General features: G+C 60.6%; 20 protein-coding genes. 6 read left to right on the forward strand and 14 right to left on the reverse strand.

The window, feature by feature from the left end:
* Positions 1 to 12: 12 nt before the first annotated feature.
* Positions 13 to 321 (reverse strand): hypothetical protein, encoded by a 309-nt coding sequence (locus ACKF11_RS00245; protein WP_309564225.1) that lies wholly within the window; start codon positions 319 to 321, stop codon positions 13 to 15.
* A gap of 153 nt (positions 322 to 474) precedes the next feature.
* Here ACKF11_RS00245 and ACKF11_RS00250 point away from each other — a divergent pair, with 153 nt between their 5' ends.
* Positions 475 to 2,544: a carbon starvation CstA family protein gene (locus ACKF11_RS00250; RefSeq protein ID WP_407995548.1), complete on the forward strand. Its 2,070-nt coding sequence runs from the start codon at positions 475 to 477 to the stop codon at positions 2,542 to 2,544.
* Positions 2,544 to 2,747 carry a CstA-like transporter-associated (seleno)protein gene (locus ACKF11_RS00255; RefSeq protein WP_309564227.1) on the forward strand — a complete coding sequence of 68 codons (204 nt, stop codon included), beginning with the start codon at positions 2,544 to 2,546 and terminating at the stop codon, positions 2,745 to 2,747. The genes ACKF11_RS00250 and ACKF11_RS00255 overlap by 1 nt, the downstream gene beginning before the upstream one ends.
* Positions 2,748 to 2,830: 83 nt before the next feature.
* Here the strand turns inward: ACKF11_RS00255 and ACKF11_RS00260 are convergent, their stop codons facing one another.
* From ACKF11_RS00260 to lgt, 4 genes are all read right to left on the reverse strand, one after another.
* Entirely contained in the window at positions 2,831 to 4,261 is a 1,431-nt protein-coding gene (locus ACKF11_RS00260) for an aminotransferase-like domain-containing protein (RefSeq protein ID WP_309564228.1), read from the reverse strand.
* Positions 4,262 to 4,364: 103 nt separating this feature from the next.
* On the reverse strand, positions 4,365 to 4,676 hold the full coding sequence (locus ACKF11_RS00265; protein WP_309564229.1) for a hypothetical protein: 312 nt from the start codon (positions 4,674 to 4,676) through the stop codon (positions 4,365 to 4,367).
* Positions 4,666 to 6,990 (reverse strand): FdhF/YdeP family oxidoreductase, encoded by a 2,325-nt coding sequence (locus ACKF11_RS00270; protein ID WP_407995549.1) that lies wholly within the window; start codon positions 6,988 to 6,990, stop codon positions 4,666 to 4,668. Before ACKF11_RS00270 ends, ACKF11_RS00265 begins: the two co-directional genes overlap by 11 nt.
* Before the next feature lie 271 nt (positions 6,991 to 7,261).
* The gene (gene lgt, locus ACKF11_RS00275; protein ID WP_407995550.1) at positions 7,262 to 8,059 is read right to left on the reverse strand and encodes a prolipoprotein diacylglyceryl transferase; all 798 of its coding nucleotides are present in this window, start codon (positions 8,057 to 8,059) and stop codon (positions 7,262 to 7,264) included.
* Between the two features lie 60 nt (positions 8,060 to 8,119).
* Between lgt and ilvD the strand changes: the two genes are divergently transcribed.
* From ilvD to ACKF11_RS00290, 3 genes are all read left to right on the forward strand, one after another.
* Positions 8,120 to 9,970: a dihydroxy-acid dehydratase gene (gene ilvD / locus ACKF11_RS00280; RefSeq protein WP_309564235.1), complete on the forward strand. Its 1,851-nt coding sequence runs from the start codon at positions 8,120 to 8,122 to the stop codon at positions 9,968 to 9,970.
* Between the two features lie 51 nt (positions 9,971 to 10,021).
* Entirely contained in the window at positions 10,022 to 10,933 is a 912-nt protein-coding gene (locus tag ACKF11_RS00285) for a D-hexose-6-phosphate mutarotase (RefSeq protein ID WP_309564236.1), read from the forward strand.
* 89 nt (positions 10,934 to 11,022) lie between these two features.
* Entirely contained in the window at positions 11,023 to 11,349 is a 327-nt protein-coding gene (locus ACKF11_RS00290; protein WP_309564237.1) for a c-type cytochrome, read from the forward strand.
* A 77-nt stretch (positions 11,350 to 11,426) separates the two neighbouring features.
* On the opposite strand, the gene ACKF11_RS00295 is transcribed toward ACKF11_RS00290, so the two are convergent.
* Positions 11,427 to 13,313 (reverse strand): sigma-54-dependent Fis family transcriptional regulator, encoded by a 1,887-nt coding sequence (locus ACKF11_RS00295; protein WP_407995551.1) that lies wholly within the window; start codon positions 13,311 to 13,313, stop codon positions 11,427 to 11,429.
* A gap of 297 nt (positions 13,314 to 13,610) precedes the next feature.
* Here ACKF11_RS00295 and ACKF11_RS00300 point away from each other — a divergent pair, with 297 nt between their 5' ends.
* Entirely contained in the window at positions 13,611 to 15,482 is a 1,872-nt protein-coding gene (locus ACKF11_RS00300) for a methanol/ethanol family PQQ-dependent dehydrogenase (protein WP_407995552.1), read from the forward strand.
* Positions 15,483 to 16,205: 723 nt separating this feature from the next.
* Here ACKF11_RS00300 and ACKF11_RS00305 read toward each other — a convergent pair.
* From ACKF11_RS00305 to ACKF11_RS00340, 8 genes are all read right to left on the reverse strand, one after another.
* Positions 16,206 to 17,612: an APC family permease gene (locus ACKF11_RS00305; protein WP_407995553.1), complete on the reverse strand. Its 1,407-nt coding sequence runs from the start codon at positions 17,610 to 17,612 to the stop codon at positions 16,206 to 16,208.
* An 89-nt stretch (positions 17,613 to 17,701) separates the two neighbouring features.
* Positions 17,702 to 18,610: an oxygen-dependent coproporphyrinogen oxidase gene (gene hemF, locus ACKF11_RS00310; protein ID WP_407995554.1), complete on the reverse strand. Its 909-nt coding sequence runs from the start codon at positions 18,608 to 18,610 to the stop codon at positions 17,702 to 17,704.
* Between the two features lie 33 nt (positions 18,611 to 18,643).
* Positions 18,644 to 19,186: an L-threonylcarbamoyladenylate synthase type 1 TsaC gene (gene tsaC, locus ACKF11_RS00315; protein ID WP_407994610.1), complete on the reverse strand. Its 543-nt coding sequence runs from the start codon at positions 19,184 to 19,186 to the stop codon at positions 18,644 to 18,646.
* An 11-nt stretch (positions 19,187 to 19,197) separates the two neighbouring features.
* Positions 19,198 to 20,466, reverse strand: a complete 1,269-nt coding sequence (gene purD, locus ACKF11_RS00320; protein WP_407995555.1) for a phosphoribosylamine--glycine ligase — start codon at positions 20,464 to 20,466, stop codon at positions 19,198 to 19,200.
* Positions 20,467 to 20,646: 180 nt separating this feature from the next.
* The gene (purH, locus tag ACKF11_RS00325; RefSeq protein WP_407994612.1) at positions 20,647 to 22,233 is read right to left on the reverse strand and encodes a bifunctional phosphoribosylaminoimidazolecarboxamide formyltransferase/IMP cyclohydrolase; all 1,587 of its coding nucleotides are present in this window, start codon (positions 22,231 to 22,233) and stop codon (positions 20,647 to 20,649) included.
* A gap of 25 nt (positions 22,234 to 22,258) precedes the next feature.
* Complete coding sequence (locus tag ACKF11_RS00330) at positions 22,259 to 22,495, reverse strand: Fis family transcriptional regulator (protein WP_309564245.1); 237 nt, start codon at positions 22,493 to 22,495, stop codon at positions 22,259 to 22,261.
* Positions 22,495 to 23,526 (reverse strand): tRNA dihydrouridine synthase DusB, encoded by a 1,032-nt coding sequence (gene dusB / locus ACKF11_RS00335; RefSeq protein WP_407995556.1) that lies wholly within the window; start codon positions 23,524 to 23,526, stop codon positions 22,495 to 22,497. Before dusB ends, ACKF11_RS00330 begins: the two co-directional genes overlap by 1 nt.
* A 204-nt stretch (positions 23,527 to 23,730) precedes the next feature.
* Positions 23,731 to 25,638, reverse strand: coding sequence for a methyl-accepting chemotaxis protein (locus tag ACKF11_RS00340; protein ID WP_407995557.1), 1,908 nt, complete (start codon positions 25,636 to 25,638; stop codon positions 23,731 to 23,733).
* Positions 25,639 to 25,851 lie beyond the last annotated feature (213 nt).

Consider the following 25,851-nt stretch of genomic DNA (forward strand, 5'->3'; position numbering starts at 1 on the left):
CCGGGTTCGGATTCAGCGGCCTTTGCCACTCATGGAGCCGCGGTTGAAATCCTTGTCTCCAGGGGGGATGCAGCGGCCGAGGCCCAACAAGCCGCCCTGGGTGCCGGGAGGACAGCCCTGGTTTTCCGGGTATTGCTTGGCTACCTTGTCCGCTTCGGCCTTTTTCACCTTGTCCACATATTCCCACTTGCCGTTGGGATGCAGCAATATTTTGTCGCCGTTCGCGGTCGTGGTTTCGATCGGCGGCGCGTCGTCCGGTGCCGCTATTACAGGCAGGCTCAAGGCCAGCAAGGTCAGAAAGCTGATACAGGTGAATTTCATGCTTATCTCTCAATATTGTTGGTTTGGATGCAGACTGCAGAATATATGCTAGCAATATCTGTTCCGGCCGGTTTTTCAGAATCTGTTCATGCGCTCAGCCTGCGGATTTGGTTTTATACTGGCGGGCATTATTGGGAGACATCATAAACCTAAATGAATAAAACCTTGCAATACTTGATCTGGCTCCTGGTCGCCGTCGTCGGGGCCTCTGCGGTGGGAGGGATCGCCCTGCATCGCGGCGAAAGCATCAACGCCTTGTGGTTCGTGGCGGCGGCGGTCTGTGTGTTCGCGATCGCCTACCGCTTCTATGCGGCCTGGATTGCCGCCCGTGTCCTGATGGTGGATGCCAGCCGGGCGACGCCGGCGGAACGCCTGGATAACGGCCGCGATTATGTGCCGACCAACAAGTGGGTGGTGTTCGGCCATCATTTCGCCGCGATCGCAGGCCCGGGTCCGCTGGTCGGGCCGACGCTGGCGGCGCAGTTTGGTTACCTGCCTGGCACTCTATGGATATTGGTGGGCGCGGTGCTGGGCGGCGCGGTGCAGGACATGGTGACCCTATTCCTGTCGACGCGGCGCAACGGCCGCAGCCTGGGCCAGATGGCGCGTGAGGAGCTGGGGCCGATCGGCGGTTTTGCCGCGCTGGTGGGGACGTTCACCATCATGGTGATCCTGATTGCGGTGCTCGGGCTGGTGGTGGTCAATGCCATGAAGCATAGCCCCTGGGCGACCTCGACTGTGGCGGCCACGATACCGATCGCGATGATCGTCGGCCTCTATATGCGCCACTTGCGGCCGGGCCGCGTGCTTGAAGCCTCGGTGCTCGGCGTGGCGTTGCTGCTGCTCTCGGTGTTCGGCGGCGGCTATATCGACCACCACCCCTATCTGGGTAGCCTGTTCAACCATGACGGGCTCACGCTGGCCTGGTGGGTGATCGCCTACGGCTTTGCCGCTGCCATCCTGCCGGTGTGGCTGTTGCTGGCGCCGCGCGATTACCTTTCCACCTTCATGAAACTGGGCACCATTTTCCTGCTGGCGGTGGCCATCATCCTACTGCAGCCCGAGGTGAAGATGCCGGCATTGACCCAGTTCATCGACGGCAGCGGGCCGATTTTCGGCGGGGCCTTGTTCCCGTTCGTCTTCATCACCATCGCCTGCGGCGCGGTATCCGGCTTTCATGCCTTGATCGCTTCAGGCACCACGCCCAAGCTGATCGCCAACGAGTCGGACATCCGCATGATAGGCTATGGCGCCATGCTGCTGGAGTCGTTCGTCGCGATCATGGCGATGATCGCGGCAACGGTGCTCGACCCAGGCGTTTTCTTCGCGATCAACAGTCCGGCCGGCCTGGTGGGCAAGGAAGCGTCAGATGCCGTGGCGGTCATATCCAGCTGGGGTTTTCCTGTCACGGTGGAGCAGATGGAAACCCTGGCGCGCCAGATGGGGGAATCGACCTTGTTCGCCCGTACCGGCGGCGCGCCTTCGCTCGCGGTAGGCATGGCCAGCATCTTCGGCAGCGCGTTCGGCGAGCACTTGCTCGCGCTCTGGTACCACTTCGCCATCATGTTCGAGGCGATCTTCATCCTCACGACGCTGGATGCCGGCACCCGCGTGGGCCGGTTCATGCTGCAGGACATGCTGGGTAATTTCTGGCCCAGGATCGGCCAGACTTCTTGGTATCCATCGGTATTGCTCACCAGTGCCATTGTCGTGGCAGGCTGGGGCTATTTCCTCTACATCGGCGTGATCGACCCGAACGGCGGGGTGAATATCCTCTGGCCGTTGTTCGGCATTTCCAACCAGATGCTGGCGGCGATCGCGTTGTCGGTAGGCACGGGCATCCTCATCAAGTCCGGCAAGCTCAAGTATGCCTGGGTGACCGGCTTGCCGCTGGGCTGGCTGGTGGTGGTCACCACCACGGCCGCCTGGGAAAAGATCACCAGTACGGACGTCCGCGTCGGCTTCATAGCGGCGGCCAACGATATGTCGGCAAAGCTCGCAGCGGGAGTACTGCCTCCCGAGAAGGCTGCCGTGGCGCCGCAGCTGATATTCAACCAGCAGCTTGATGCGGTGCTGACCTTGTTTTTCGTGGCGGTGCTATGGACCGTGATCGTCGACATGCTGCGCGTGAGTTACCGCAGCCTGAGCGGCAAGCCGGTACGTCCTTCCGTCGAGTCGGCTTATATCCAGACCAAGCTGGATACTGCCTGGGTGCGCGATTGATGTGGCAGGCATGCCAGCAAGCGGTTGACCGGGCCTGGCGCTTCCTGCGCCAGGTGTCGGGAGATGATGCTTATGAACGCTATTTGTCGCTGTACGCCGCCAACCAGGAACGGCACGGCCACCAGGAGCCGCCCCTTACCCGGGAAGAATTCTTCAAAGCTTGGCAGCAGCAGAAATGGGATGGCGTCAAACGCTGTTGCTGACGGCTGGCAACCTAGCGCTAGGCGCAGCAAAACCTGCCAAAGGTGTAGTGACGTGGTACGGCATTGCGTTTGGTCAGTTGCTCTTAATCATGCCTGCCGGTTGCTAGCATCCCGCAGGCCAATGCGCCCACCTCCCTGACCGCCTGTTCTATCGCCAATGTCCATAAGTGGCTGAAATTGAGCCGGATATAGTGGGTCAGGTCTTTCTTGCGCGAGAAGATCGTTCCCGGCGCGACGGTGATGCCGTTGTCGATGGCGGCGCGGTAGAGCATGAGCGCATCCAGTTGCGCGGGCAGCCTGACCCAGATCACATATCCCCCTTTGGGCTCCGAAAGCTGCGTGCCGGCGGGGAAGCTTTCCTCTATCACATTGCGGATCAGCACATACTGCGAGCGCAGGGTATGCCGCAATTGCTTGAGGTGCTGTTCGAAGCTGTCGCGCTGCATGAATTTCGCAATCGCGATCTGCGGCGCGGAGGGCAGCGACAGGCTATTGAGGAACATCAGGCGCTCCACTTCCTGCCGGTAGCGTCCGGCCACGGTCCAGCCGACGCGGTAGCCAGGCGCCAGGGATTTCGAGAACGACGAGCAATGCAGCACCAGCCCGGAGCGGTCGAACGCCTTGGCAGGCCTGGGCGCCGTTTCGCTGAAGTACAGCTCGCCGTAGACGTCATCCTCGATCAGCGGAATCTGCCGGTCTTCGAGGAATTCCACCAGTGCCTGCTTCTTTTGGTCCGGCATGACGAAGCCCAGCGGGTTCTGGAAGTTGGCGGTGAGCACCACGGCGGCAATGCGCACATTGTCGGTGGTGGCGCGCAATGCATCCAGGTCGATGCCGGAATCCGGGTCGGTACGCAGCTCGGCTACCTGCATGCCCAGGCGCTCCACGGTATGGGCCAAGGCGTAATAGCCCGGGGATTCCAGCGCAATGACGTCGCCGGCCTTGGCGACGGCCTGCAGGCATAGCGTAATGGCCTCGGTAGCGCCGTGGGTGATGACGATGTCGTCGGGCGAAACGTCCATGCCGATAGCCAGGTAGCGGCGTGCAATCTGCTGGCGCAGCATTTCGTTGCCGGGCGGCAGGTCGCTCAGTACGCCCCATTCGCCTTCATCGTCGGTCAGGGCTTTTTCGTACTGGTGGATCTTCTTGAGCGGGAATAGTTGCGGGTCCGGGAAGGGCGAGCCCAGCGGCACGGTGCCGAACTCGCGGATGGACTTGAGCGTGGTAAGCACCAGCTTGCTCGCATCGACCTCGGACAGGTCGATGTCCTTGGACAGCGGCGACGGGTTGCGTTGCTGCAGGCGCTTGCGCGGCGTGACGTAGTAGCCGGACTGAGGATGGCTGCTGATGATGCCTTCCTGTTCCAGCAGCAGATAGCCGCGCAGGACGGTACTGATGCTCAGGCCGTATTTCTGGCTCGCTTGCCGCACCGAGAAAATCTTGTCGCCGGGCCGCAATACGCCTTCATCAATCATCGCGCGTATGCGGGCAGCAAACGAGACATAAAGCTTCATGTTGGCGGGGCAGGGGTCGAGTCCTTGATGCCTGCCATTGTACTCCAGCCAAGCGCTGGCGCGGCCGGAGTTTTTGCCGGGTGTGGGCTGGAGATCGGCCGGATTAAGCGGCCTGCAGAGCCTGCGAGATTTCCTCTCCGCCTGCCGTCAGCGCGGCGACCAGGCGCTCTTTCTCGGTGGAGACGACGACAAGCTCTTGCTCGCCCAAGGCGGTCATCAGGCGCTGCAACGTGCTCATGCGGATGCCCAGGCGTTTGCAGATCGCAGCCAGCGGCACGCGGGCGCGGCCTTCCTCATGCTCGGCATGCAGGAGTTCCAGGATGCCCAGCATCAGCACCGCGCTTTGGTCGAGCTGGGCATGGTCGGAGGCAAAGTCGCCTGTTTCCTGCTCTGCGCAGTCCCGGTCAAGCAGCATTGGATACCTTCTGTTCTGCCGTCTTCTCGATAATCACCGGGATCGACTTGGAGGTAGGCGTATGCGAGAAGTCGGCCACGCTTTCCAGGGGCACCAGGTTGTTGGTTTCCGGGTAGTAGCCGCCCAGGCAGCCTTGCGGGATGTCGTAGGACACCACCAGGAAGTTGTCGGCGCGGCGGGTGATGCCGTCCTGCCAGACGCTGATCAGGTTGACCCAGTCGCCGGCCTTGAGGCCCATGCGCTTGATGTCTTCCGGGTTCATGAACACGACGCGGCGCTGGCCGAATACGCCGCGGTAGCGATCGTCCATGCCGTAGATGGTGGTGTTGTACTGGTCATGGGAGCGCGTGGTCATGAGCACGAACATCCGGTCGCCATATTGCTCGCGCGCCTGGTGGATAGGCGAGTTGCGCGGGATTTCCTGCAAAGTGAACTCGGCCTTGCCGGAAGGTGTGATCCAGACGCGGTCGCTGGACGGCACCGGCAGGCGGAAGCCGCCCGGGTGCTTGATGCGCTCGTTGTAGTCTTTGAACGCGGCTGGCAGGGTCTGTTCGATGGCGTCGCGAATCTTGCTGTAGTCCTTGATGTATTCCAGCCACGGCGTCTTGCTGTGCTTGAGCGTGGCATGGGCCAGGCGCGCGACGATGGCGGGCTCGGACAGCAGGTGCGGCGAGGCCGGCTTGTTCATGCCGTAGGAGATATGCACCATGCTCATGGAGTCTTCCACGGTCACGCCTTGCGGGCCGGTTTCCTGGGTGTCGATCTCGGTGCGGCCCAGGCACGGCAATATCAAGGCTTCCTTGCCGTGCACCAGGTGGCTGCGGTTGAGCTTGGTGGTGACGTGTGCGGTCAGGTCGCAATTGCGCAGGCCTTCCCATGTGCGGTCGGTATCGGGCGTGGCGATCGAGAAGTTGCCGCCGAGGGCAAAGAAGAACTTGGCCTTGCCGTCTATCATCGCCTGGATGGCGGATACGGCATCGTAGCCAGGTTCTTTCGGCACCTTGATGTCAAATACGCGCTCAAGGCTTTCCAGGAAGGCCAGCGGCATCTTTTCATAGATACCCACGGTGCGGTTGCCCTGTACGTTGCTGTGGCCGCGCACCGGGCACAGGCCTGCGCCTTCCTTGCCAATATTGCCGCGCAGCAGCATCAGGTTGACCAGGGTCTGGATCGTGGCGACGCCATGCTTGTGCTGGGTGATGCCCATGCCCCAAGTAGAAATCACACGGTCGCCGGTGGCATAAATACGTGCAATTTCCTCAATCTGCTCCAGCGGCACGCCAGATTCTTCCAGGATGGCATCCCAGCTTTCGTTGCGGGCATCTTCAGCAATCGCCTCGAAGCCATTGGTATGCTGCTGGATAAATTCCACATCTACCACGCGCTCGGTGCCATTCTTGATGGCTTCGTCATCCCACTGGATGACAAACTTGATCATGCCCTTGATGAGGGCTAAGTCACCGCCCAGCTTGGGCTGGATGAACATGTCACTGATCTTGCTGCCCTTGAATGACAGCATGTCGAATGGGCTTTGCGGGTCGGCAAAGCGCTCCAGGCCACGTTCCTTCAATGGGTTGATCGCCACGATGCGCGCACCGCGCTTGGCGGCCTCGCGCAGCTCGCCCAGCATGCGCGGGTGGTTGGTGGCAGGATTTTGGCCGAAAATCAGCAAGGTGTCGGCATGCTCGAAGTCATGCAGCGTCACCGAACCCTTGCCGATGCCCACGGTGGGAGGCAAGGCCATGCTGGTGGATTCGTGGCAGAGGTTGGAGCAGTCAGGGAAATTGTTGGTGCCGAACTCGCGCACGAACAATTGGTAGAGGAAGGCTGCCTCGTTGCTGGCGCGGCCCGAGGTATAGAAAATCGCCTCGTTCGGGTCGGCAAGCGCATTTAGGTGTTCGGCCATCAGCTCGAAAGCGCCGTCCCAGGATACTTCCTCATACTTGTCGGTGGCTGGGTTGTAGCGCATCGGGTGGGTGAGGCGGCCCTCGTTTTCCAGGTCGAAATCGCTCCACTCCATCAGCTCGGTGACTGTGTGCTTGGCGAAGAACTCCGGCGGCACGCGCTTGGCGGTTGCTTCAGCCGCCACGGCCTTGACGCCGTTCTCGCAGAATTCGAAGGTGGATGTGTGCTCCTTGTCCGGCCAGGCGCAACCAGGGCAGTCGAAGCCGTCAGGCTGGTTCTGCGAAAGCAGGGTCATGACGCCCTTCACGGGGATCTTCTGCAGCGCGAGCTGCGCGGCGACTTGCTTCAGTGCCCCCCAGCCTGCGGCGGGGTGGTGGTAAGGCTTGATGGCGGCTTTAGGTTGCGACATATCTTCCTACGTTTGTTCAAAAAATCGGGCCGGCATCCGTGAAGGCGGGCCGACGCTATGAATACACAATGACGATTGCAACAATCGTAAGGGAGCAAACGGAAGGAAACCAGATACAGAAACGGGGAAATTTTTAGGGTACAGTTTGGAGGGGGATTAGCGGGAATAGCGCTTAGATATTAGCCTTAGGGTAGTCTCTAAGCGCTTGCGCTTATTTCCCGCTACAACGACAGCAATACTGGCTAGGCGGGCGTGAAACCTTCCTGGGCGATCATGCTTTTGGGGATTGACGCAAGCTCACAATCAACAGCCATATCCCCGCAATCACCATCGGCAAACTCAACCACTGTCCCATACTCAAGCCTAGCGACAGCAGGCCGAGGAAGCTGTCCGGCTCGCGCGTGAATTCCACCAGGAAGCGGAAGCTGCCGTAGCCGATCAGGAACAGCGCCGACACCGATCCCCTGGCGCGCGGCTTGCTGGAATACCACCAGAGCAGGATGAGCAGCACGACGCCTTCAAGCAGGAATTCGTAAAGCTGCGAAGGGTGGCGCGCGATATTGTCCACTTGCGGAAAGACCATGGCCCAGGGCGCATCGCTGGCGCGGCCCCATAGCTCGCCGTTGATGAAGTTGCCCATGCGTCCTGCGCCCAGGCCGACGGGCACCAACGGCGCGACGAAATCCATGATGCCGAAGAATGTCAGGCCGCGCCTCCTGGCGAACAGCAGCATGGCGGCCATGACGCCGATGAAGCCGCCATGGAAGGACATGCCGCCTTGCCAGAGGAAGAGAATCTCGTGGGGATGGGCCAGGTAGTACTCGTGCTGGTAGAACAATGCATAGCCCAGCCTGCCGCCGAGGATGACGCCGAGCGCGCCGTAGAACAAGGCGTCATCCAGCGTCTTGGGCGTCCAGCCTGCCTGCGACCACCACGGCTGGTGGGCGATGCGCCAGCGCCCGAGCCAGAGAAAAGCCAGGAAGCCGATGAGGTACATCAGGCCATACCAATGAATGCCGAACGAGCCCAGGTGGATGGCGACTGGATCAAATTGTGGATGAACAAGCATTGGGATTGGCCCTTGGATTGGAGTAAAATCTCCTAATTATACGTTTAGTTTAGGGTTTTTATGCCGCAATACCGCTCCAGAACCTCCACCCATGGCCGCAATATGGCAGGCGCACGCGCACTTTGGCGCGCCACCGGGATGAAGGAGGACGACTTCCAGAAACCGATCATTGCGATCGCCAATTCCTTTACCCAGTTCGTGCCAGGGCACGTGCACCTCAAGGACCTGGGGCAGTTGGTGGCGCGCGAGATCGAGCGTGCGGGCGGCGTCGCCAAGGAGTTCAATACGATCGCCGTAGACGACGGCATCGCCATGGGTCATAGCGGCATGCTCTACAGCCTGCCCAGCCGCGACTTGATTGCGGACGCCGTGGAGTATATGGTGAGTGCCCACTGTGCCGATGCGCTGGTATGCATTTCCAATTGCGACAAGATCACCCCGGGCATGCTGATGGCGGCCCTGCGCCTGAATATTCCGGTGGTGTTCGTCTCGGGCGGCCCGATGGAGGCCGGCAAGGTCAACTGGCAGGGCAACGTGCACAAGCTCGACCTGGTGGATGCCATGGTGGCGGCCGCGGACAGCAATGTATCCGATGAAGAGTCCGACGCGATCGAGCGCTCCGCCTGCCCGACCTGCGGCTCTTGTTCCGGCATGTTCACCGCCAACTCGATGAACTGCCTGACCGAGGCGCTGGGCCTGAGCCTGCCGGGCAACGGTTCCACATTGGCCACGCATGCCGCGCGCAAGGAGCTGTTCCTCAAGGCGGGCCGCCTGATCGTGGAAATCACCAAGCGCTATTACGAGCAGGATGACGAGAGCGTGTTGCCGCGCAGCATCGCCAATCTCAAGGCGTTCGAGAACGCCATGAGCCTGGATGTCGCCATGGGCGGCTCGACCAACACCGTGTTGCACCTGCTGGCAGCGGCGCACGAGGCCAAGGTGGATTTCACCATGGCCGACATTGACCGCATTTCCCGCGGCGTGCCTTGCGTCAGCAAAGTGGCGCCCGCCACGGCTAAATACCATATGGAGGACGTGCACCGCGCGGGCGGCGTGATGGGTATCCTGGCGGAGTTGAGCCGGGCCGGGCTGATCCACCGCGATACCCCGACCGTGCATAGCCCTACCCTGGGTGAGGCGTTGGACAAGTGGGACATCATGACCACCACGGACGAGGAGGTGAAGAAATTCTACCGCGCCGCGCCAGGCGGCATTTCCACGACGATTGCCTTCAGCCAGTCGATGCTCTGGCCTGATCTGGATACAGATCGCAAGGAAGGATGCATCCGCGACAAGGCGCATGCCTATTCGCAGGACGGCGGCCTGGCGGTGCTCTACGGCAACATTGCGCTGGACGGCTGCATCGTGAAGACCGCGGGCGTGGACGACAGCATCCTCAAGTTTACGGGCCGTGCGCGTATCTTCGAAAGCCAGGACGATGCCGTCGCAGGCATCCTGGCCGACAAGATCGAGGCGGGCGACATTGTCATCATCCGCTACGAAGGCCCGCGCGGCGGCCCTGGCATGCAGGAAATGCTCTACCCGACCAGCTATCTGAAATCCAAGGGACTGGGCAAGGCTTGCGCGCTGCTGACCGACGGGCGCTTTTCAGGCGGCACTTCCGGCCTGAGCATCGGCCATGCCTCGCCGGAGGCTGCCGAGGGCGGCGCGATCGGCCTGGTGGAGGAAAACGACATCATCGAGATCGATATCCCCAACCGTACCATCCACCTGGCGGTCAAGGATGAAGTGCTGGCCCACCGGCGTGCCGCGATGGAGGCGCGCGGCAAAGACGCATGGAAGCCGGTCAACCGTCAGCGTCATGTATCCGTTGCATTACGTGCGTATGCTGCAATGAGCACGTCCGCGGCCAAAGGTGCGGTGCGCGACGTAAGCCAGATCGAGAAGTAGGCAGCATCGATAATAATAAAAAGAATTCATCAATCAGTTTTAAAAGAGCGTATGCAATCAGTACACGAATTGAATGCCCGGTACGGGGTCGGGCATAAAATCCATTTTTCCGCAGACCTGAACGGGTTGGTGACGCTGGAAATCGAAAACCCGCATGCCACCGCCAAGGTCGCCTTGCAAGGCGGGCACGTCATGCAATGGAACCCGCGCCATGCCGAGGCGCCGGTGTTGTGGTTGTCCGACCAGGCGCGCTTCGTCGCCGGACGTTCTATCCGTGGCGGCGTGCCGGTTTGCTGGCCGTGGTTCGGCCCGCATGCGACGGACGAGACCCTCTGTCCGCATGGTTTTGCCCGCGTGGTGCCATGGGAGGTGGTCGATGCCAAGCCTGAGGCGGACAACACCACCAGCCTTGTCTTGAGGCTGGTGGAGAGCCGTCAGGTGGAAAAGCAGTGGCCTTACGATTGCGAATTGACCTTGACCGTCAACATTGGCCCGACGCTCAAGATGGCGCTGACTACCACTAATAAAGGTAATGAGCCGTTCGTGATCGGCGAAGCCCTGCATACCTATTTCCAGGTCAGCGATATCGAGGTAGTCAAGGTGCTTGGGCTGGATCATACTGAGTATGAGGACAAGGTCGAGGACTACGCTCGCAAGCGCCAGTCCGGCGACATTAGCTTCAATGACGAGGTGGACCGGGTTTACCTGAATACCGAGTCGACCTGCGTGCTGGAAGACCCGGGCTTGCGCCGCAAGATCGTCATCGAGAAAACCGGCAGTCAATCTACCGTGGTCTGGACGCCATGGGAACGCAAGGCGGCCGAGATCGGCGACCTGGGCAGCCACCATGGCTGGCGGCAGATGGTATGTGTCGAGACCTCCAACGTCAGGGGCAATGTCGTCACTGTCGAGCCTGGCAGCTCTCATACTTTGAGCGTGCAGTACAGCACTGAAAGTTTGTAGCCGGGTGATTGGATTGGCAATGGGTGCATTGCCAATAGCCGGCCGTTGTAACGCGATTCAGCGGGAGTGCAGGCTCCCAAGGAGAATGAATGAAGACAATCATGCGCATATTGGTAGCCGCGAGCTGCTTGCTCATGGCTGGGCAGGCGGCAGCGGTGGATGCAAAGGTGGCGGAGTCGCTGGCACAGAAAAACGGTTGTCTGGCTTGCCACACGATCAAGCAAAAGGTCATCGGCCCGGCATTGCAGGATATCGCGGCCAAGTACCGTGGCCAGCCCGGGGTGGAAGCCAAGCTGATAGGCCGGGTCAAGAACGGCACCAGCGGCGTCTGGGGGCCGGTGCCCATGGGCCCGAACAGCCCGCAGGTGAAGGATGAGGATATTAAGGTCATCGTGCAGTGGATATTGACCTTGTAGCGGTTGCTGCAGTTGCTCCAAGCAAAGCCAGTCAAATGTTTTGACTGGCTTTTTTGTTGGATGGAATCAGGGCGTCCTTAGGCTAGACCCAGCGCCTTGAGCTTGCGGTAGAAGCGGTTGCGGCTCATGCCCAGCTCGCGTGCCGCGGCGGAGATATTGCCTTCATGGTGCTGCAGCGCCAGCTTGACCGCTTCATTGGTGATATCGTCGATGGAGCCTGCGGCCAGGGGCGTGCTTTTTTGCCCCGGGGCAATGCTGTCCAGCTCGTCCATGAAGCCGGGAGGCAGGTGCTGCCGCTGCAATGGCTTGCCAGCAGCCAGGGCCAGCATGGTTTTCAGCACGTTGTGCAGCTGGCGGATATTGCCTGGCCAGGGATGCTGGCGGAACAGATGGAGCACTTCGTCGTGGATTTCAACATCGCCGCCGCTTTCCGTGGCCATGATGTTGCGGATGATGGACAGCAGGTCCTGACGTTCGCGCAATGGCGGCAATGTCAGGCTGATGCCGTTCAGGCGGTAGTAGAGATCCTTGCGGAATGTGCCGTCGGCTACTTTTTCCTGCAATTTCTGATTGGTGGCGCTGATCACGGCAAAATCCAGTTTTCTGGACTTGCTGCCGCCCAGCGGAGTGATGCTGCGTTCCTGCAGCACACGCAACAGCCGGGCCTGCAGGAGCAATGGCATGTCGCCGATTTCATCGAGGAACAAGGTGCCGCCATGCGCTTGCTCGATCTTGCCTTGGCTGCCTTTCTGGCGTGCGCCGGTAAAGGCGCCTTCCTCGTAGCCGAACAGTTCCGCCTCGATCAGCCCTTCCGGCAATGCGGCGCAATTGATGGCGACCAGCGGGCCGTCGGCGCGGGCGCTGCCCTGGTGGATGGCGCTGGCAAGCAATTCCTTGCCGACGCCGGTTTCCCCCTGGATCAGGATGGAGATATCCTGGTTCATGACCAGCCTGGCCTGGCTCAATATTTCGGCGATACGCGGATCATCGCCGGTCATGGTGATCGCGGGACCGGTTGGCCTGGATGCATGGCGTATGCCGGCGATCTTGTTGCTGGCTGCTGTTTCCGGTTCAATGCTGAGCCTTGCGTAGACGGGTTCGCCGTTTGCGAGCGTGAGCGTCAGCGGAGCGCTTTGCCGGTGTTCATTGCAGGCGTGGGAGAACGACTCCAGGAACATGGACTGGAAATGCGCGGGCGGGCTTTTCAAGCCCAGCAAGCCCAGCCCATTGCGGTTGATGGCCAGTAGCTCGCCCTCGCGTGACAATGCTGCATTTCCTTCCCATGCCGAGCCGATAAAATCGGCGGAGGTATGGAAGTGCAGTGTTACCGGCCCTTGGTGGCAGGCCCTGAACACGCGATTTTCAATCTGCTGGGCGGCCATCTTCACCAGCGCCAGTGTGTGCTGCTGGTGGGCGGCAAACGCATTGGTGACGTTGAGCGTGCCAAGCAGTTGCTGGTTGGGGCCAAAAATGGGGACGGCATAGCAGCTGAAACCGTGCAGTTGCTCGACAAAGTGTTCCGCGCCTTGTACCGCTACCGGCCGCTGTTCCACAATCGCCGTGCCGATGGCATTGGTGCCGCGCTCCTGCTCGCGCCATGAATAGCCCGGGCTCATGATTTCGCTAGGCGCAAGGTCAACCAGCAAGTGCTGGCCTTCGCTATGCAGGATGACGCCTTCTGCCTCAGTGAGCGCCACCATGCTGTATGAGTGGGCAATCTGCTCGTATAGCGCGGTGATCTCGGGCTTGGCCTGCGTCAGCAGCAAATGGTGCTTGCTGCGTTTCTTCTCCAGCTCCACCCGGTCCAGCGTTGCAGTGCTCAATGGCTGGGAAGCATTGATGCCGTTATCCAGGCTGCGTTGCCAGGAGCGCGCGATTGTCTTGTTCACCACGCCCTCCGCCATATTGCCTTGCTCAAGAAACTGCAGCCTTGCATGCTCGATTTCCTGCAGGGACTTTGTCATGGGGTGGTGCATGGTGGACTTCATGATTGATATTAGGAACTGTTCCCAAATGTAGCACTTGTGCAATTTCGTGACAACTGATTACGGCGGGTTCGAGTCGATAGTTAGGAATAAATTCATATGGCAACGTATTATTTTTTCATGGTTTTCAGGAATTATTCCCGGTGATTGTTTTGGCTGGCATGGGGATTGCTGAATAGGGCCTGCAAGTTGATGACCAGGCATGGTCATGGTGCTGGCTGAGGTGGAGAGCATCGGCCAGCAATAAAACAACAAACATACTATGGAGAATATCCCTTGAAAGCGAAGCATTTGAAAATAGCACTGGGTGCCAGCCTGATCGGCCTGACATCCATCCCTGCTTTTGCAGCAGATGAGCTGGAAAAGCTGATCCAGGACGACAACCAATGGGTAACGCAGCGCAAGGACTATGCCAGCACAGGCTATAGCAAGCTGTCCCAGATCAGCCAATCCAACGTCAAGAACCTGAAGGCCGCCTGGACATTCGCTACCGGCGTTAACCGCGGCCATGAAGGCGCTCCGCTGGTGATCGGCGACACGATGTACTTTACCACCGCATTCCCCAACAATGTCTATGCGCTCGACCTGAACAACGAGGAAAAGATCAAATGGTCCTATTTCCCCAAGCAGGATCCTTCCGTGCAGGCATTGCTCTGCTGCGATAACGTCACCCGCGGCCTCGCCTACGGCGACGGCAAGATCTTCCTGCAGCAGAACGACGGCCAACTGGTCGCCCTGGACGCCAAGACCGGCGCCAAGGTTTGGGACGTAGGTGTTGTCGACGTTAAGCAAGGCGCTACCACCACCAACGCGCCCCACGTGTTCAAGGACAAGGTCATCACCGGATGCTCGGGCGGCGAATACGGCGTCCGCTGCTACCTGACAGCCTACAACATCAAGGATGGCTCGATTGCATGGCGCGCGTACAGCACCGGTCCTGACAGCGAAGTGCTGATCGGCAAGGATTTCAACAAGGACAATCCTCACTACAGCTCGTTGTCCGTATATGAAGACGTAAACGGCGGCAACAAGGAAGGCGGCTCCTACAAGGCTCTGCCCAAGGAAAAGCTGAAGTTCCCTGAAAAGGACCTGGGCGTGAAGACCTGGCTCAAGCCGCAAGCGACCAAGAACGGCTGGGAGCAGGGCGGCGGCGCGACCTGGGGCTGGTATTCCTACGATTCGGCATTGAACCTGGTTTACTACTCCACAGGCAACCCATCCGTCTGGAACCCGGACGTGCGTCCCGGCGACAACAAATGGTCCATGACCATTTTCGCGCGCGACCTGGACACTGGCGTCGCCAAGTGGGGTTATCAATTGACGCCTCACGATGAGTGGGACTTCGATGCAGTGAACGAAACCATCCTCTGGGATGCGGACGGCAAGAAGCTCGCTACCCACTTTGACCGCAATGGTTTCGGCTACACCCTGGACCGCCAGACCGGCAAGCTGCTGGTGGCGGAAAAGATGCACCCGTTCGTCAACTGGGCGACTGGCATTGACCTCGTGACCGGCATCCCGCAAAAGGACCCCAAGTTCTCCACCCACGAAGACGTGAACGTCACGGGCATCTGCCCCGCAGCGTTGGGCGTGAAGGACCAGCAGCCTGCTGCCTACTCTCCCAAGACCAAGCTGTTCTACGTGCCGCTCAACCACGTCTGCATGGATTACGAGCCTGTGGAAGTGAAGTACGTGGCTGGCCAGCCTTGGGTTGGCGCAACCCTGAGCATGTACCCCGGTCCTGACGGCGTCATGGGCGGCTTCATGGCCTGGGACGGCCTCAAGGGCAAGCAAGCCTGGTACAAGAAAGAGAAGTTCTCGGTCTGGAGCGGCGCCTTGGCGACTGCGTCTGACGTTGTCTTCTATGGCACGCTCGATCGCTGGTTCAAGGCTGTCGACGCCAAGAGCGGCAAGGAACTTTGGAAATTCCGCGTGGGCTCCGGTGTCGTCGGTAATCCGATCACCTATGGTCACAAGGGCAAGCAATACGTCGCAATCCTCTCCGGCATCGGTGGCTGGGCAGGTGTGGCAATGAACCTGGGCCTGACCAACGACAACGAAGGTCTGGGCGCAGCAGGTGGTTACAAGGAGTTGAAGGAGTGGAATGCGGCACCAGGCGGTGGCGCACTCAACGTATTCAGCCTCTAAACCATCTTTAGGCAGTACCCCTGCCGAAAGGCAGGGCTCATCTCCATTTTAGTAGTCCCTTCTTGCCAGTCCCTTGTGGACTGGCTTTTTTTTCCCAAAAAACCAAGGGCGAGAGCAGCGAAGCCAAGTCGCCGTGGTTTTAGTCCCGTCTGGCTGCGCCGAGTAGCGCAGCTTTTAATGGATTAAGGACTGGCGTCTGTCTGAGCGAAGCGAGTTCAGCCAGTCCCCATTAAAAGCGAGCAACACAGGTTGCCCGGAACGTAGTGTAGGGACGCAGACAGTCGGGTCGCCTTTTGGCTCCGCCGAAACTGCGTTTTCTTTCGTATCTTTCTTTTGGCGAAACCCATCCTCTCGCCAATCGCAGTATTGATGAAGACGGAAAATCGTTGAGCTTGATGGGATTGGATTTGGGTTGTTGAAGGAGCAATGGTCTTGACCACTGTTGCAGACCATTGGCCCGTTGCTTTTCGCTTGTCAGCGAGTTACTTTCATTTGCTTCGCCAAATAAAAGTAACCAAAGCAAAGGCGACCCCGGAGTCTGCGCCGGGAGCAAGCTCCCGGTCCCCTGCGTTGCTCGTGCTAGATGGCGGCTTGCTGAACTCGCTAGCGCTCAGACAGACGCAAGCCTTATTTCCATCCAGCACTGCGCTACTCGGCGCAGCCAGACGGGGAAGTCAACGTCAAAACCATACTTGGCTTCGCTGCGCTCGCCCTTGTGAGTTACTAGCTGTTGCGTTGCCTGAGCTTGCTGTGGTGCATGGAGTAGGCGAAGTACATGACGATGCCGATGCCTACCCAGACCAGGAAGCGGTGCCAGGTTTCACCGGGCAGGAATGCCATGAGGGCGCTGCAGGAGATGATGCCGAGGATAGGAATGATAGGGCCGCCTGGATTCTTGAAAGGCCGATGCAGGTCGGGCTGGCGTTTGCGCAAGACGATGACGCCGACGCATACCATGACAAAGCTCGCGAGGGTGCCGATGTTGACGGTCTCGGCCAGGGTGCCAAGCGGGAAGAAGCCGGCGACGATGGAGATGATGCTGCCGCAGAACAGGATTACGCGGGTCGGCGACTGGCGGTCCGGGTTGACCTTGGAGAATGCGGCGGGAATCAGTCCGTCGCGGCTCATGGCGTAGAGGATGCGGGTGAGGCCGTACAGCAGTACCAGCAATACCGTGATCAAGCCTGCCAATACGCCGGTGGCGACCAGCGTGGACGACCAGCCGTACCCCAGCTTGCTCAGCGCATAGGCGACAGGGGAGGATACGTTGAGGTCGGAATAGTGCACCACGCCGGTCAGCACGCCCGAGACCAGGATATAGACGAGGGTGCAGAAGGTGACGGAGGCAATCAGGCCGATCGGCAGGTCGCGCTGCGGGTTGCGCGCTTCGTCGGCGGCGGTGGAGACGGCATCGAAGCCGAAATAGGCGAAAAAGACCAGGGAGGCGCCCGCCAGAATGCCGATATTGCTGCCGTCCGCCTGGCTGGAGAACCAGCCGAACGGCATGAAGGGTTGCCAGTTGTCGCTATTGATATGGCCGACGGCGATGGCGAGGAAAATAGCGATGGTGCTGAGCTTGATCGCCACCATGACGTTGTTGACGGTGGAGCTTTGTTTGACGCCGCTGATGAGCACGAACACCAGCAGCCAGATAATGCCGAAGGCGGGCAGGTTGATGATGCCGCCCTGGCTTGGCGCCCTGGTCCAGGCTTCAGGGATGACGATGCCGAAATTGGCCAGGGTGTTGATGAAGTAGCCTGACCAGCCGTTGGCCACCGCGGCGGCGCCCACGCCGTATTCCAGCAGCAATATCCAGGCGATCGTCCAGGCAACGAATTCGCCGAACGCCACGTAACTGTAACCATAGGCGCTGCCGGAGCCGCCGACCGAGGAGGCGAGTTCGGCATAGGCAAAGCCGGCAAAGGCGGCGGCCAGCCCGGCAATGACGAAGGAAATCACCACGGCAGGGCCCGAGTACACGGCGGCGGCAATACCCGTGAGCACGAAGATGCCGGTGCCGATGGCGCAGCCTATCCCGAGCAAGGCAAGGTCGAATGCCGACAGGCATTTCTTCAGGCCGCTGTGGCGGCCTATTTCAACCGGTTTGGTGCGGAATAGCTGTGCAAGCATAGGGACTCCCGTTTTTTTGTTTTTCTAGTATGCACGAATTATGCCCGGGCTTTAAATTTCCCCGGCCCGGGCATGCTGGGGTGCCTGGCTTATTTGTTTTCCGTGAGCCAGTCGCGCCCGGTGATGAAATCGCTATAGAGCCTGGCTTCGGGCGAGCCTGTTTCCGGCTTCCAGTCGTAGCGCCATTTGACAATGGGCGGCATGGACAGCAGGATGGACTCGGTGCGGCCGTTGGATTGCAGCCCGAAAATGGTGCCGCGGTCGTAGATCAGGTTGAACTCGACATAGCGGCCGCGGCGGTAGGCCTGGAAGTCGCGTTCGCGCTCGCCGTATGGAATATCCTTACGCCGTTGCACGATGGGCAGGTAAGCATTGATGAAGGCATCGCCGACGTTGCGCTGGAATGCGAAGCTTTGCTCGAAGCCCAGTTCGCTGAAGTCGTCGAAGAATATGCCGCCGATGCCGCGCGCCTCCTTGCGGTGCTTGAGGTAGAAATAGTCGTCGCATTCTTTCTTGAAGCGGGGGTAGTACTGCTCGCCGAACGGCGCCACCGCGTCGCGGCAGGTGCGGTGGAAATGCACGGCGTCTTCCTCGAAACCGTAGTAAGGCGTGAGGTCCATGCCGCCGCCGAACCACCAGATCGGCTCCTCGCCGGGTTTTTCCGCCACGAAGAAGCGCACGTTCATGTGCACGGTGGGTACATAGGGGTTGCGCGGGTGGAACACCAGCGAGACGCCCATGGCCTGCCAGCTGCGGCCCGCCGCCTCGGGATGGGCGACGCTCGCGGACGGCGGCAGCTTGCTGCCGATGACGTGGGAGAAACCGATGCCGGCGCGCTCGAACACATTGCCCTCTTCCAGCATGCAGGACGTCCCGCCGCCGCCTTCCGCTCGCTGCCAGCTATCGTGCAGGAAGCGCTTGCCGTCCACCAGCTCGATGGCTTCCACGATGCGGGCTTGCAGGCCTTGAAGGTAGTCGAAGATTGCATTTGAGTTCATGAAGCTCTCCAGGTGTCACCGGGTCTCAATGCTTCACGGGCGTAGAATCTTGCCAGTGATGAGATCCTGTATGGTCGAAGGTTTGCTCGCGCCGCCAGTCCTGCCGGGCAGCACCCTGACACGGCTGCCGAACAGGCGATGGCATTCGCGAGTGGTTTTGGCCGGAACCCGGCCGTTGTGGTTGGCGCTGGTTGAAACCAGCGCCATGCCAGCGTTGCGGCAGAGATTCGCCGCGAATGGGTTGGCGGTGACGCGCACCGCCAGGGATGTGTGCTTGCCCCTGAGCAATGCGGGGCAGCGTTGCGACGCAGGCACCAGCCAGGTATGCGGTCCGGGCCAGCGGGTGAACATGTGTTGTTTCTGTTCTTTCGTGACCGGCGCGATCAGTTTGCGCAATTGCGCAAATTGGTGTGCAATCACGATCAGCCCCTTGCGCTGCGGGCGGCCCTTGATGCGCAATAGGCGCTTGAGTGCATGATGGTTGGTGGGGTCGCAACCGAGTCCGAAGCAGGACTCGGTCGGGTAGGCGATGACACCGCCGCTACGCAGGAAATGCTGTAGTGCGCGTGCCTGCATTGTGCTATCTCTTAGGATTTGACGGCGCGATAGCCGATGTCGGTGCGGAACTGCATGCCGTCGAACTTGATGCCGTCGGCAATCTTGTAGGCCTGGGACTGGGCATACTTCACGGTTTCGCCCAGCGCCGCCACGCACAACACACGGCCGCCGCTGGTGACGACCTTGCCGTCCTTGATGCTGCTGCCGGCATGGAATACATGGGCGTCCGTGAGTTCTTTCGGCAGGCCGGTGATTTCATCGCCCAGGCGCGGTGTGTCAGGATAGTTGGCAGATGCCAGCACGACGCCGAGCGCGCTGCGGCGGTCCCAGTCAGTCTTGGCCTCATTCAGCGTGCCGTTGACCGCATGCTCCACCAGGGCGACCAGATCGCTCTTGAGGCGCAGCATGATGGGCTGGGTTTCCGGGTCGCCCATGCGGCAGTTGAATTCCAGGGTCTTGACGCTGCCGTCCTCGCCGATCATGAGGCCGGCATAGAGGAAGCCGGTATAGGGGATGCCGTCTTTCGCCATGCCTGCCACGGTAGGGTCGATGATCTCGCGCATGACCTTGGCGTGGATGTCCGGCGTGACGACGGGAGCGGGGGAATACGCGCCCATGCCGCCAGTGTTCGGGCCTTGGTCGCCGTCCAGCAGGCGTTTGTGGTCCTGGCTGGTGGCGAGCGGCAGGATATGTTTGCCGTCGACCATGACGATGAAGCTGGCTTCCTCGCCGGTGAGGAATTCCTCGATCACCACGCGCGCGCCAGCAGCGCCGAGCTTGTTGTCGGCAAGCATGGCGTCGATCGCGGCATGCGCCTCGTCTTCATTCATCGCGACCACCACGCCCTTGCCTGCGGCCAGGCCGTCGGCCTTGATCACGATAGGGGCACCTTGCCGCTCGACGTAGTCATGCGCGGCGGTGGCATCGGTGAACGTGGCGTAGGCCGCGGTCGGGATGTTGTGGCGGATCATGAACGCCTTGGCGAAATCCTTGGAGCTCTCGAGCTGCGCGGCGGCCTGGGTCGGGCCGAAAATCTTCAGGCCGGCGGCGCGGAACGCATCGACCACACCCTGCGACAACGGCGCCTCGGGGCCGACGACGGTGAGGCCGATCTGCTCCTTCTGCGCAAACTCGACCAGTTCGGCAACTTTGGTGATGGGCACGTTGACCATGTCGGGGTCAAGCGCGGTGCCTGCGTTGCCCGGCGCCACAAATACGCGGCTGATCCGCTCGCTCTGCGCGAGCTTCCATGCCAGTGCGTGCTCACGTCCGCCGCCGCCTATCACTAGAACTTTCATCTTTACCCTTTGATTATCAATTAGCCAAACACGCTGATATTTTAACGTTTCCTGGTTTTATGTGGCTTCAACCAGCAGAGTCATTGGCAAAGCGTTGCTGGCAAGGCGCACCGACGCAGACAGTACAAACGAGTACGGCAAGGAGGTGCAACGCAGCCAGCGGCGCTTTGCCAGTGACGATCAATGGCGGAAGTGGCGGATGTTGGTGAACACCATCACCAGCCCATGCTCATCCGCCGCCGCAATCACCTCGTCGTCGCGGATGCTGCCGCCCGGCTGGATCACGCAGGTGGCGCCGGCTTCCGCCAGGACGTCTACGCCGTCGCGGAACGGGAAGAACGCATCGGACGCCACGGCGGAACCTTGCAAGGTCAAGCCGGCGTTTTGCGCCTTGATCGCGGCGATCTTGGTGCTGTCGACGCGGCTCATTTGGCCTGCGCCCACGCCCAAGGTCATGCCGTTGCCGCAGAAGACGATGGCGTTGGATTTCACGTACTTGGCGACGCGCCAGGCGAACAGCAGGTCTTCCAGCTGTTCCGGCGTCGGTTGCTTCTTGGTGACCACCTTGATGTCATCAATGCTGATTTCATGGTTGTCCGCGGTCTGGATCAACAGCCCGGAACCGACGCGCTTGGTGTCGTGCGAGTTGCGGCCACGGCTCCATGCGCTGTCGCCACCGCTTGGCAATGCAATCTTGAGCACGCGCACATTGGCCTTGGCTTTGAATATCTCCAGGGCTTCCTCGGTATAGTCCGGCGCGATCAATACTTCGACGAACTGCTTGGAAACGGCTTCTGCCGCTGCGCCGTCCAGAGTGTGGTTGAATGCGATAATGCCGCCGAACGCGGAGGTCGGGTCTGTCTGGAACGCCTTCTGGTAGGCTTCGAGCGGGTTAGCGCCCACAGCCACGCCGCAAGGGTTGGCATGCTTGACGATGACGCAGGCGGTGCTGTCGAAGCTCTTGACGCATTCCCAGGCCGCATCGGCATCGGCGATGTTGTTATAGGACAGTTCCTTGCCCTGCAATTGCTGCGCGGTCACGAGCGAGCCGGGCGCAGGGTAGAGGTCGCGGTAGAACGCGGCCTTCTGGTGCGGATTCTCGCCGTAGCGCAGGTCCTGCACCTTGACCAGGCGGCCATTGGCCTGGCCGGGGAATTCATTGCGCGTGCCGTCTGCGTTGAAGGAGGACAGGTAATCGCTGATCGCGCCGTCGTAGTTGCTGATGCGGTTGAACGCGGCGACGGATAAGGCAAAGCGCGTCGCCTTGCTGGTGGCGCCGTTGGTGCTGCGCATTTCCGCCAGCACTTCCTCGTATTGCGAGGCGTCGGTCAGCACCGCGACGTCCTGCCAGTTCTTGGCGGCGGAACGCACCATGGCCGGGCCGCCGATGTCGATGTTCTCGATCGCGTCTTCCAGCGTGGCGTCAGGACGCGCCACGGTGGCCTCGAACGGATAGAGGTTGACTACCAGCAGATCGATATTCGGGATGCCGGCAACCTGCATCGCGGCCACATGCTCTGGCAGGTCGCGGCGGCCCAGCAGGCCGCCATGCACCTTGGGATGCAGGGTCTTGACCCGGCCGTCAAGCATTTCCGGGAAACCGGTGTAGTCGCTGACTTCGATCACGGCGATGCCATTGTCGCGGAACAGCTTCGCTGTGCCGCCAGTGGAGAGGATTTCAACGCCAAAGCCTGAAAGGGCCTGGGCAAATTCGAGAATGCCGGTTTTATCAGAAACACTGATAAGCGCACGTTTGATAACAGCCATAATGAAAAGCTTCTAACAGAAGAGGTTATTGAAGGTTGTGTTGCTGGAGTTTCTTGCGCAGGGTGTTGCGGTTGAGGCCGAGAATCTCGGCCGCCTTGCTCTGGTTGCCGCCCGCGCGGTTCAACACGTACTCCAGCAAAGGCTTTTCCATGCATTGCAGCACCATGTCGTACACTGCATGGGGAGGCTGCCCGTCGAGGTCCTTGAAGTATTCATCCAAGGCCGCGCGCACGCAGCTGGCGAGATCCTGCTGGCTAGCCATTATGCAGCCATGGCCTCGTCGTCGGTGGCAGCAGACTCTGCTTCGTATTGCAGGCGCGCATCACGCTGCTTGAGTTCGCCGAAGAAATCGTTGATGGATTGCAGCTGCTCTTCAATGCTCTGCAATTGGTTCATGTGGTGGCGGAAATTGGCCGAGCCGACCAGGCCCTTGGTGTACCAGGAAATATGCTTGCGCGCGACGCGCATGCCGGTCAGCTCGCCGTAGAAGTCGTAGAGGTCGTGGATATGCTCGAGCATGACCTGGTGGATTTCCTCGACTTCGGGCGCAGGCAGGTGCTCGCCAGTCGCTAGGAAATGTTCCGTTTCGCGGAAAATCCACGGGCGGCCCTGGGCGGCGCGGCCGATCATCACGGCGTCGGCCTTGGTGTAGTCGAGCACGAACCTGGCTTTTTCCGGCGTGGTGATGTCGCCGTTGGCGATCAGGGGAATCTTGATGGCCTGCTTCACGGCGGCGATGGTGTCGTATTCCGCGTCGCCGGTGTAGAGGCAGGCGCGGGTGCGGCCATGCATGGCGAGCGCCTGCACGCCGATGTCTTCCGCCATCTTGGCGACAGCCACGGCATTGCGGTTGTTCTTGTCCCAGCCGGTGCGGATCTTGAGGGTGACCGGCACATCCACGGCATTGACCACCGCCTTGAGAATCTGTGAAACCAAAGGCTCGTCCTTGAGCAGCGCGGAGCCTGCCATGACGTTGCAGATCTTCTTGGCAGGACAGCCCATGTTGATGTCGATGATCTGGGCGCCGTTGTCCACATTGTGCTTGGCGGCCTCCGCCATCATCTTGGGGTCGGCGCCTGCGATCTGCACCGAGATCGGGTCGACCTCGCCTTCGTGGTTGGCGCGACGCAGGGTCTTGGCGCTGCCGTAGAGCAGGGAGTTGGACGTCACCATCTCGCTGACGGCCAGGCCTGCGCCCATCTTCTTGCACAAGACGCGGAAGGGCCGGTCGGTCACGCCCGCCATCGGGGCGACTACCAGATTATTCTTCAGCTTGTAAGGACCGATCTGCACCTGACTATAACCGTATCAATGACGTGGAAAAGCTGCCCATTTTATATGCAAACGCCGGAGTAACAAAGCACATATTGCTGGAGCACAGGCGCGGAAACAGCGGGCGCGGGCAGGGTAAAGCAATGTTTTACTTTAAGTTGCCGGCGTAACCCCATGGATAATTTTATATACAAATTTGTATAGTTTAAGCGCATATCCGCGTCGTCAGCTCAGCCGGAACAAGGAAACCGTCTTGCTCAACTGCTGGGCCTGCTCATCCAGCGAATGGGCGGCGGCCATCGCCTGCTCCACCAGGGCGGCGTTCTGCTGCGTCACTTCGTCCATCGCGGTGATGGCGGTATTGATCTGCTGGATGCCGCTGCTCTGCTCCTCGGAGGCATGCGCGATCTCGCGCATGATGCCGGAGACGCGCTGTACCGCGGCGACGACTTCCTCCATGGCGTGGCCGGCATCCGCGACCTGTTTCGAGCCTTGCCCGATCTTGGCGACCGAGCCGTCGATCAATTGCTTGATTTCCTTGGCGGCGCTGGCGCTGCGCTGCGCCAGGTTGCGCACTTCCTGCGCCACCACGGCAAAGCCGCGGCCCTGCTCGCCTGCGCGTGCGGCCTCGACCGCGGCGTTGAGCGCGAGGATATTGGTCTGGAAGGCAATGCCCTCGATCGCATTGGTGATCTCCGACATCTTGCGCGACTCGTCCGTGATCTGCTGCATGGTGCTCACGGCCCCGGTAACGGTGCTGCTGGCACGCTCGGCGGTGCTGGAGGCGTTGGCGGCCAGCTCGTTGGCCGTTCTCGCGTTGTCCGCGTTCTGGCCTACGGTGGAGGTGAGCTCTTCTATGCTGGCGGCGGTTTCCTCCAGCGATGCCGCCTGGTTTTCCGTCCTTTGCGACAGGTCGCTATTGCCGAGCGCGATTTCGGAAGACGCGTTGGAAACGTACTCGCTACTGGCGCGGATGTCGCTCACCATGTCGCGCAGCTTGTCCTGCATCACCTTCATCGCCTGCAGCATGCTGGAGTTGTCGCCCGGTTTGAGCGCGACCTGGGAGGTGAGGTCGCCGCTGGCGATATGGCTGGCCAGGTCGGCGGCATCGCCGGGTTCGCCGCCGATCGGGCGGATCACCATGCGGTCCACCAGGTAGCCCAGTGCCAGCGAGACCACGACGACGCTCAGCAAGCCGATGACGATGGCCGTGTTGCGCAGGCTGTGCACGCCTTCTAGGATTTTATCCTCCGGTACGGTGACGGCGAAAGACCAGGGCGTCTTGCTCTGGGCGATCGCGATCGGCTGGTAGATCCTCAATACCGTGGTGTTCAATGTCCCGTCCCGGGCGCTGTCCTGGTAGGGCTGTCCGGAAGCGACCGCCTGCCTGATCTTGTCCCAGGCGCCGCCGGTGGGCATGGGTTTGCCCACATTGCCCGCATCGCGGTCGCCGACGTAGCTGCCCTGGTTGGAAACCAGGCTGGCATAGCCGGTGGAGAACGGCTTGACCTCGGCGATGCGCTGCTGGAACTCCGACAGCAGCATGTCAACGCCCGCAACGCCGACCACCGCGCCCTTGTAGCGGATCGGCACCACCATGCTCGTGATCAAAACCTTCTTGCCGCCGATCTCGTATTCGTAAGGCTCGAGCAATGTTTCCTCGCCGCTGTCTCGGGCCAACAGGTAGTAGTCGCCCGCGCCAGGGACGTCGTAGTCGGCCAGCGCTTCCACCGCCACCTGGCCGCCGCCGCGGTTCCAGTAAGGCAGGTAGCGGCCTGTGGCATCGGTGCCCGGCTGGTTGACGAACTCGTTGTCGCGCCCGTCGAATGCATTGGGCTCCCATATGGTCCAGACGCCGACAAATCCCGGGTTGCCTTCCAGTACCCGCTTCAGCATGCTGTCGGCAAGCCTGCGGTTTGCCAGCCCGTCGCCGCGAAGCCCCTCCAGGGATTGCGCCAGGGTGCGGGCGGCATCGAAAGCGCTGTCTATCTCGGCCTTGGCTTCGTTGGCGTGCTGCCTCGACAGGGCGCGGGCATACTCGAGCGCCGATTCCTGCTGCAAATGCGAGGCCTTGTAGGTCAGTACTGCGATGGTGAGGCTGAAGCCCGCCAGGATCATTGCGATGACGATCAACAAGAGCTGCGCAAGCTGAGATGGTGGAGAGAAAACATGGTCCAAGGCTTAAAAAGAATACGGTGTAAGCCTTAAGCAAATAGCATTCCCTGCACTGGCCGAGCTGCGGCACCAATCAATGCGGGCCGTTGCTGAAAAGGGAAAGGGTGGCGCAGCCCGGCTTGGTGCATGTGTCGGCGCCATGCACCAAGAGTGTGCCTGGGCGGGCGCGGG

This window comes from Methylobacillus draconifructus, from assembly GCF_045984385.1.
GTDB classification, from domain to species: Bacteria; Pseudomonadota; Gammaproteobacteria; order Burkholderiales; family Methylophilaceae; genus Methylobacillus; species Methylobacillus flagellatus_A.

Excerpts from the sequence above, each read along its gene's own strand:
- ACKF11_RS00245 (WP_309564225.1), bottom strand. The coding sequence starts at position 321 with ATGAAATTCACCTGTATCAGCTTTCTGACCTTGCTGGCCTTGAGCCTG.
- ACKF11_RS00250 (WP_407995548.1), top strand. The coding sequence starts at position 475 with ATGAATAAAACCTTGCAATACTTGATCTGGCTCCTGGTCGCCGTCGTC.
- ACKF11_RS00255 (WP_309564227.1), top strand. The coding sequence starts at position 2,544 with ATGTGGCAGGCATGCCAGCAAGCGGTTGACCGGGCCTGGCGCTTCCTG.
- ACKF11_RS00260 (WP_309564228.1), bottom strand. The coding sequence starts at position 4,261 with ATGAAGCTTTATGTCTCGTTTGCTGCCCGCATACGCGCGATGATTGAT.
- ACKF11_RS00265 (WP_309564229.1), bottom strand. The coding sequence starts at position 4,676 with ATGCTGCTTGACCGGGACTGCGCAGAGCAGGAAACAGGCGACTTTGCC.
- ACKF11_RS00270 (WP_407995549.1), bottom strand. The coding sequence starts at position 6,990 with ATGTCGCAACCTAAAGCCGCCATCAAGCCTTACCACCACCCCGCCGCA.
- lgt (WP_407995550.1), bottom strand. The coding sequence starts at position 8,059 with ATGCTTGTTCATCCACAATTTGATCCAGTCGCCATCCACCTGGGCTCG.
- ilvD (WP_309564235.1), top strand. The coding sequence starts at position 8,120 with ATGCCGCAATACCGCTCCAGAACCTCCACCCATGGCCGCAATATGGCA.
- ACKF11_RS00285 (WP_309564236.1), top strand. The coding sequence starts at position 10,022 with ATGCAATCAGTACACGAATTGAATGCCCGGTACGGGGTCGGGCATAAA.
- ACKF11_RS00290 (WP_309564237.1), top strand. The coding sequence starts at position 11,023 with ATGAAGACAATCATGCGCATATTGGTAGCCGCGAGCTGCTTGCTCATG.
- ACKF11_RS00295 (WP_407995551.1), bottom strand. The coding sequence starts at position 13,313 with ATGACAAAGTCCCTGCAGGAAATCGAGCATGCAAGGCTGCAGTTTCTT.
- ACKF11_RS00305 (WP_407995553.1), bottom strand. The coding sequence starts at position 17,612 with ATGCTTGCACAGCTATTCCGCACCAAACCGGTTGAAATAGGCCGCCAC.
- hemF (WP_407995554.1), bottom strand. The coding sequence starts at position 18,610 with ATGAACTCAAATGCAATCTTCGACTACCTTCAAGGCCTGCAAGCCCGC.
- tsaC (WP_407994610.1), bottom strand. The coding sequence starts at position 19,186 with ATGCAGGCACGCGCACTACAGCATTTCCTGCGTAGCGGCGGTGTCATC.
- purD (WP_407995555.1), bottom strand. The coding sequence starts at position 20,466 with ATGAAAGTTCTAGTGATAGGCGGCGGCGGACGTGAGCACGCACTGGCA.
- purH (WP_407994612.1), bottom strand. The coding sequence starts at position 22,233 with ATGGCTGTTATCAAACGTGCGCTTATCAGTGTTTCTGATAAAACCGGC.
- ACKF11_RS00330 (WP_309564245.1), bottom strand. The coding sequence starts at position 22,495 with ATGGCTAGCCAGCAGGATCTCGCCAGCTGCGTGCGCGCGGCCTTGGAT.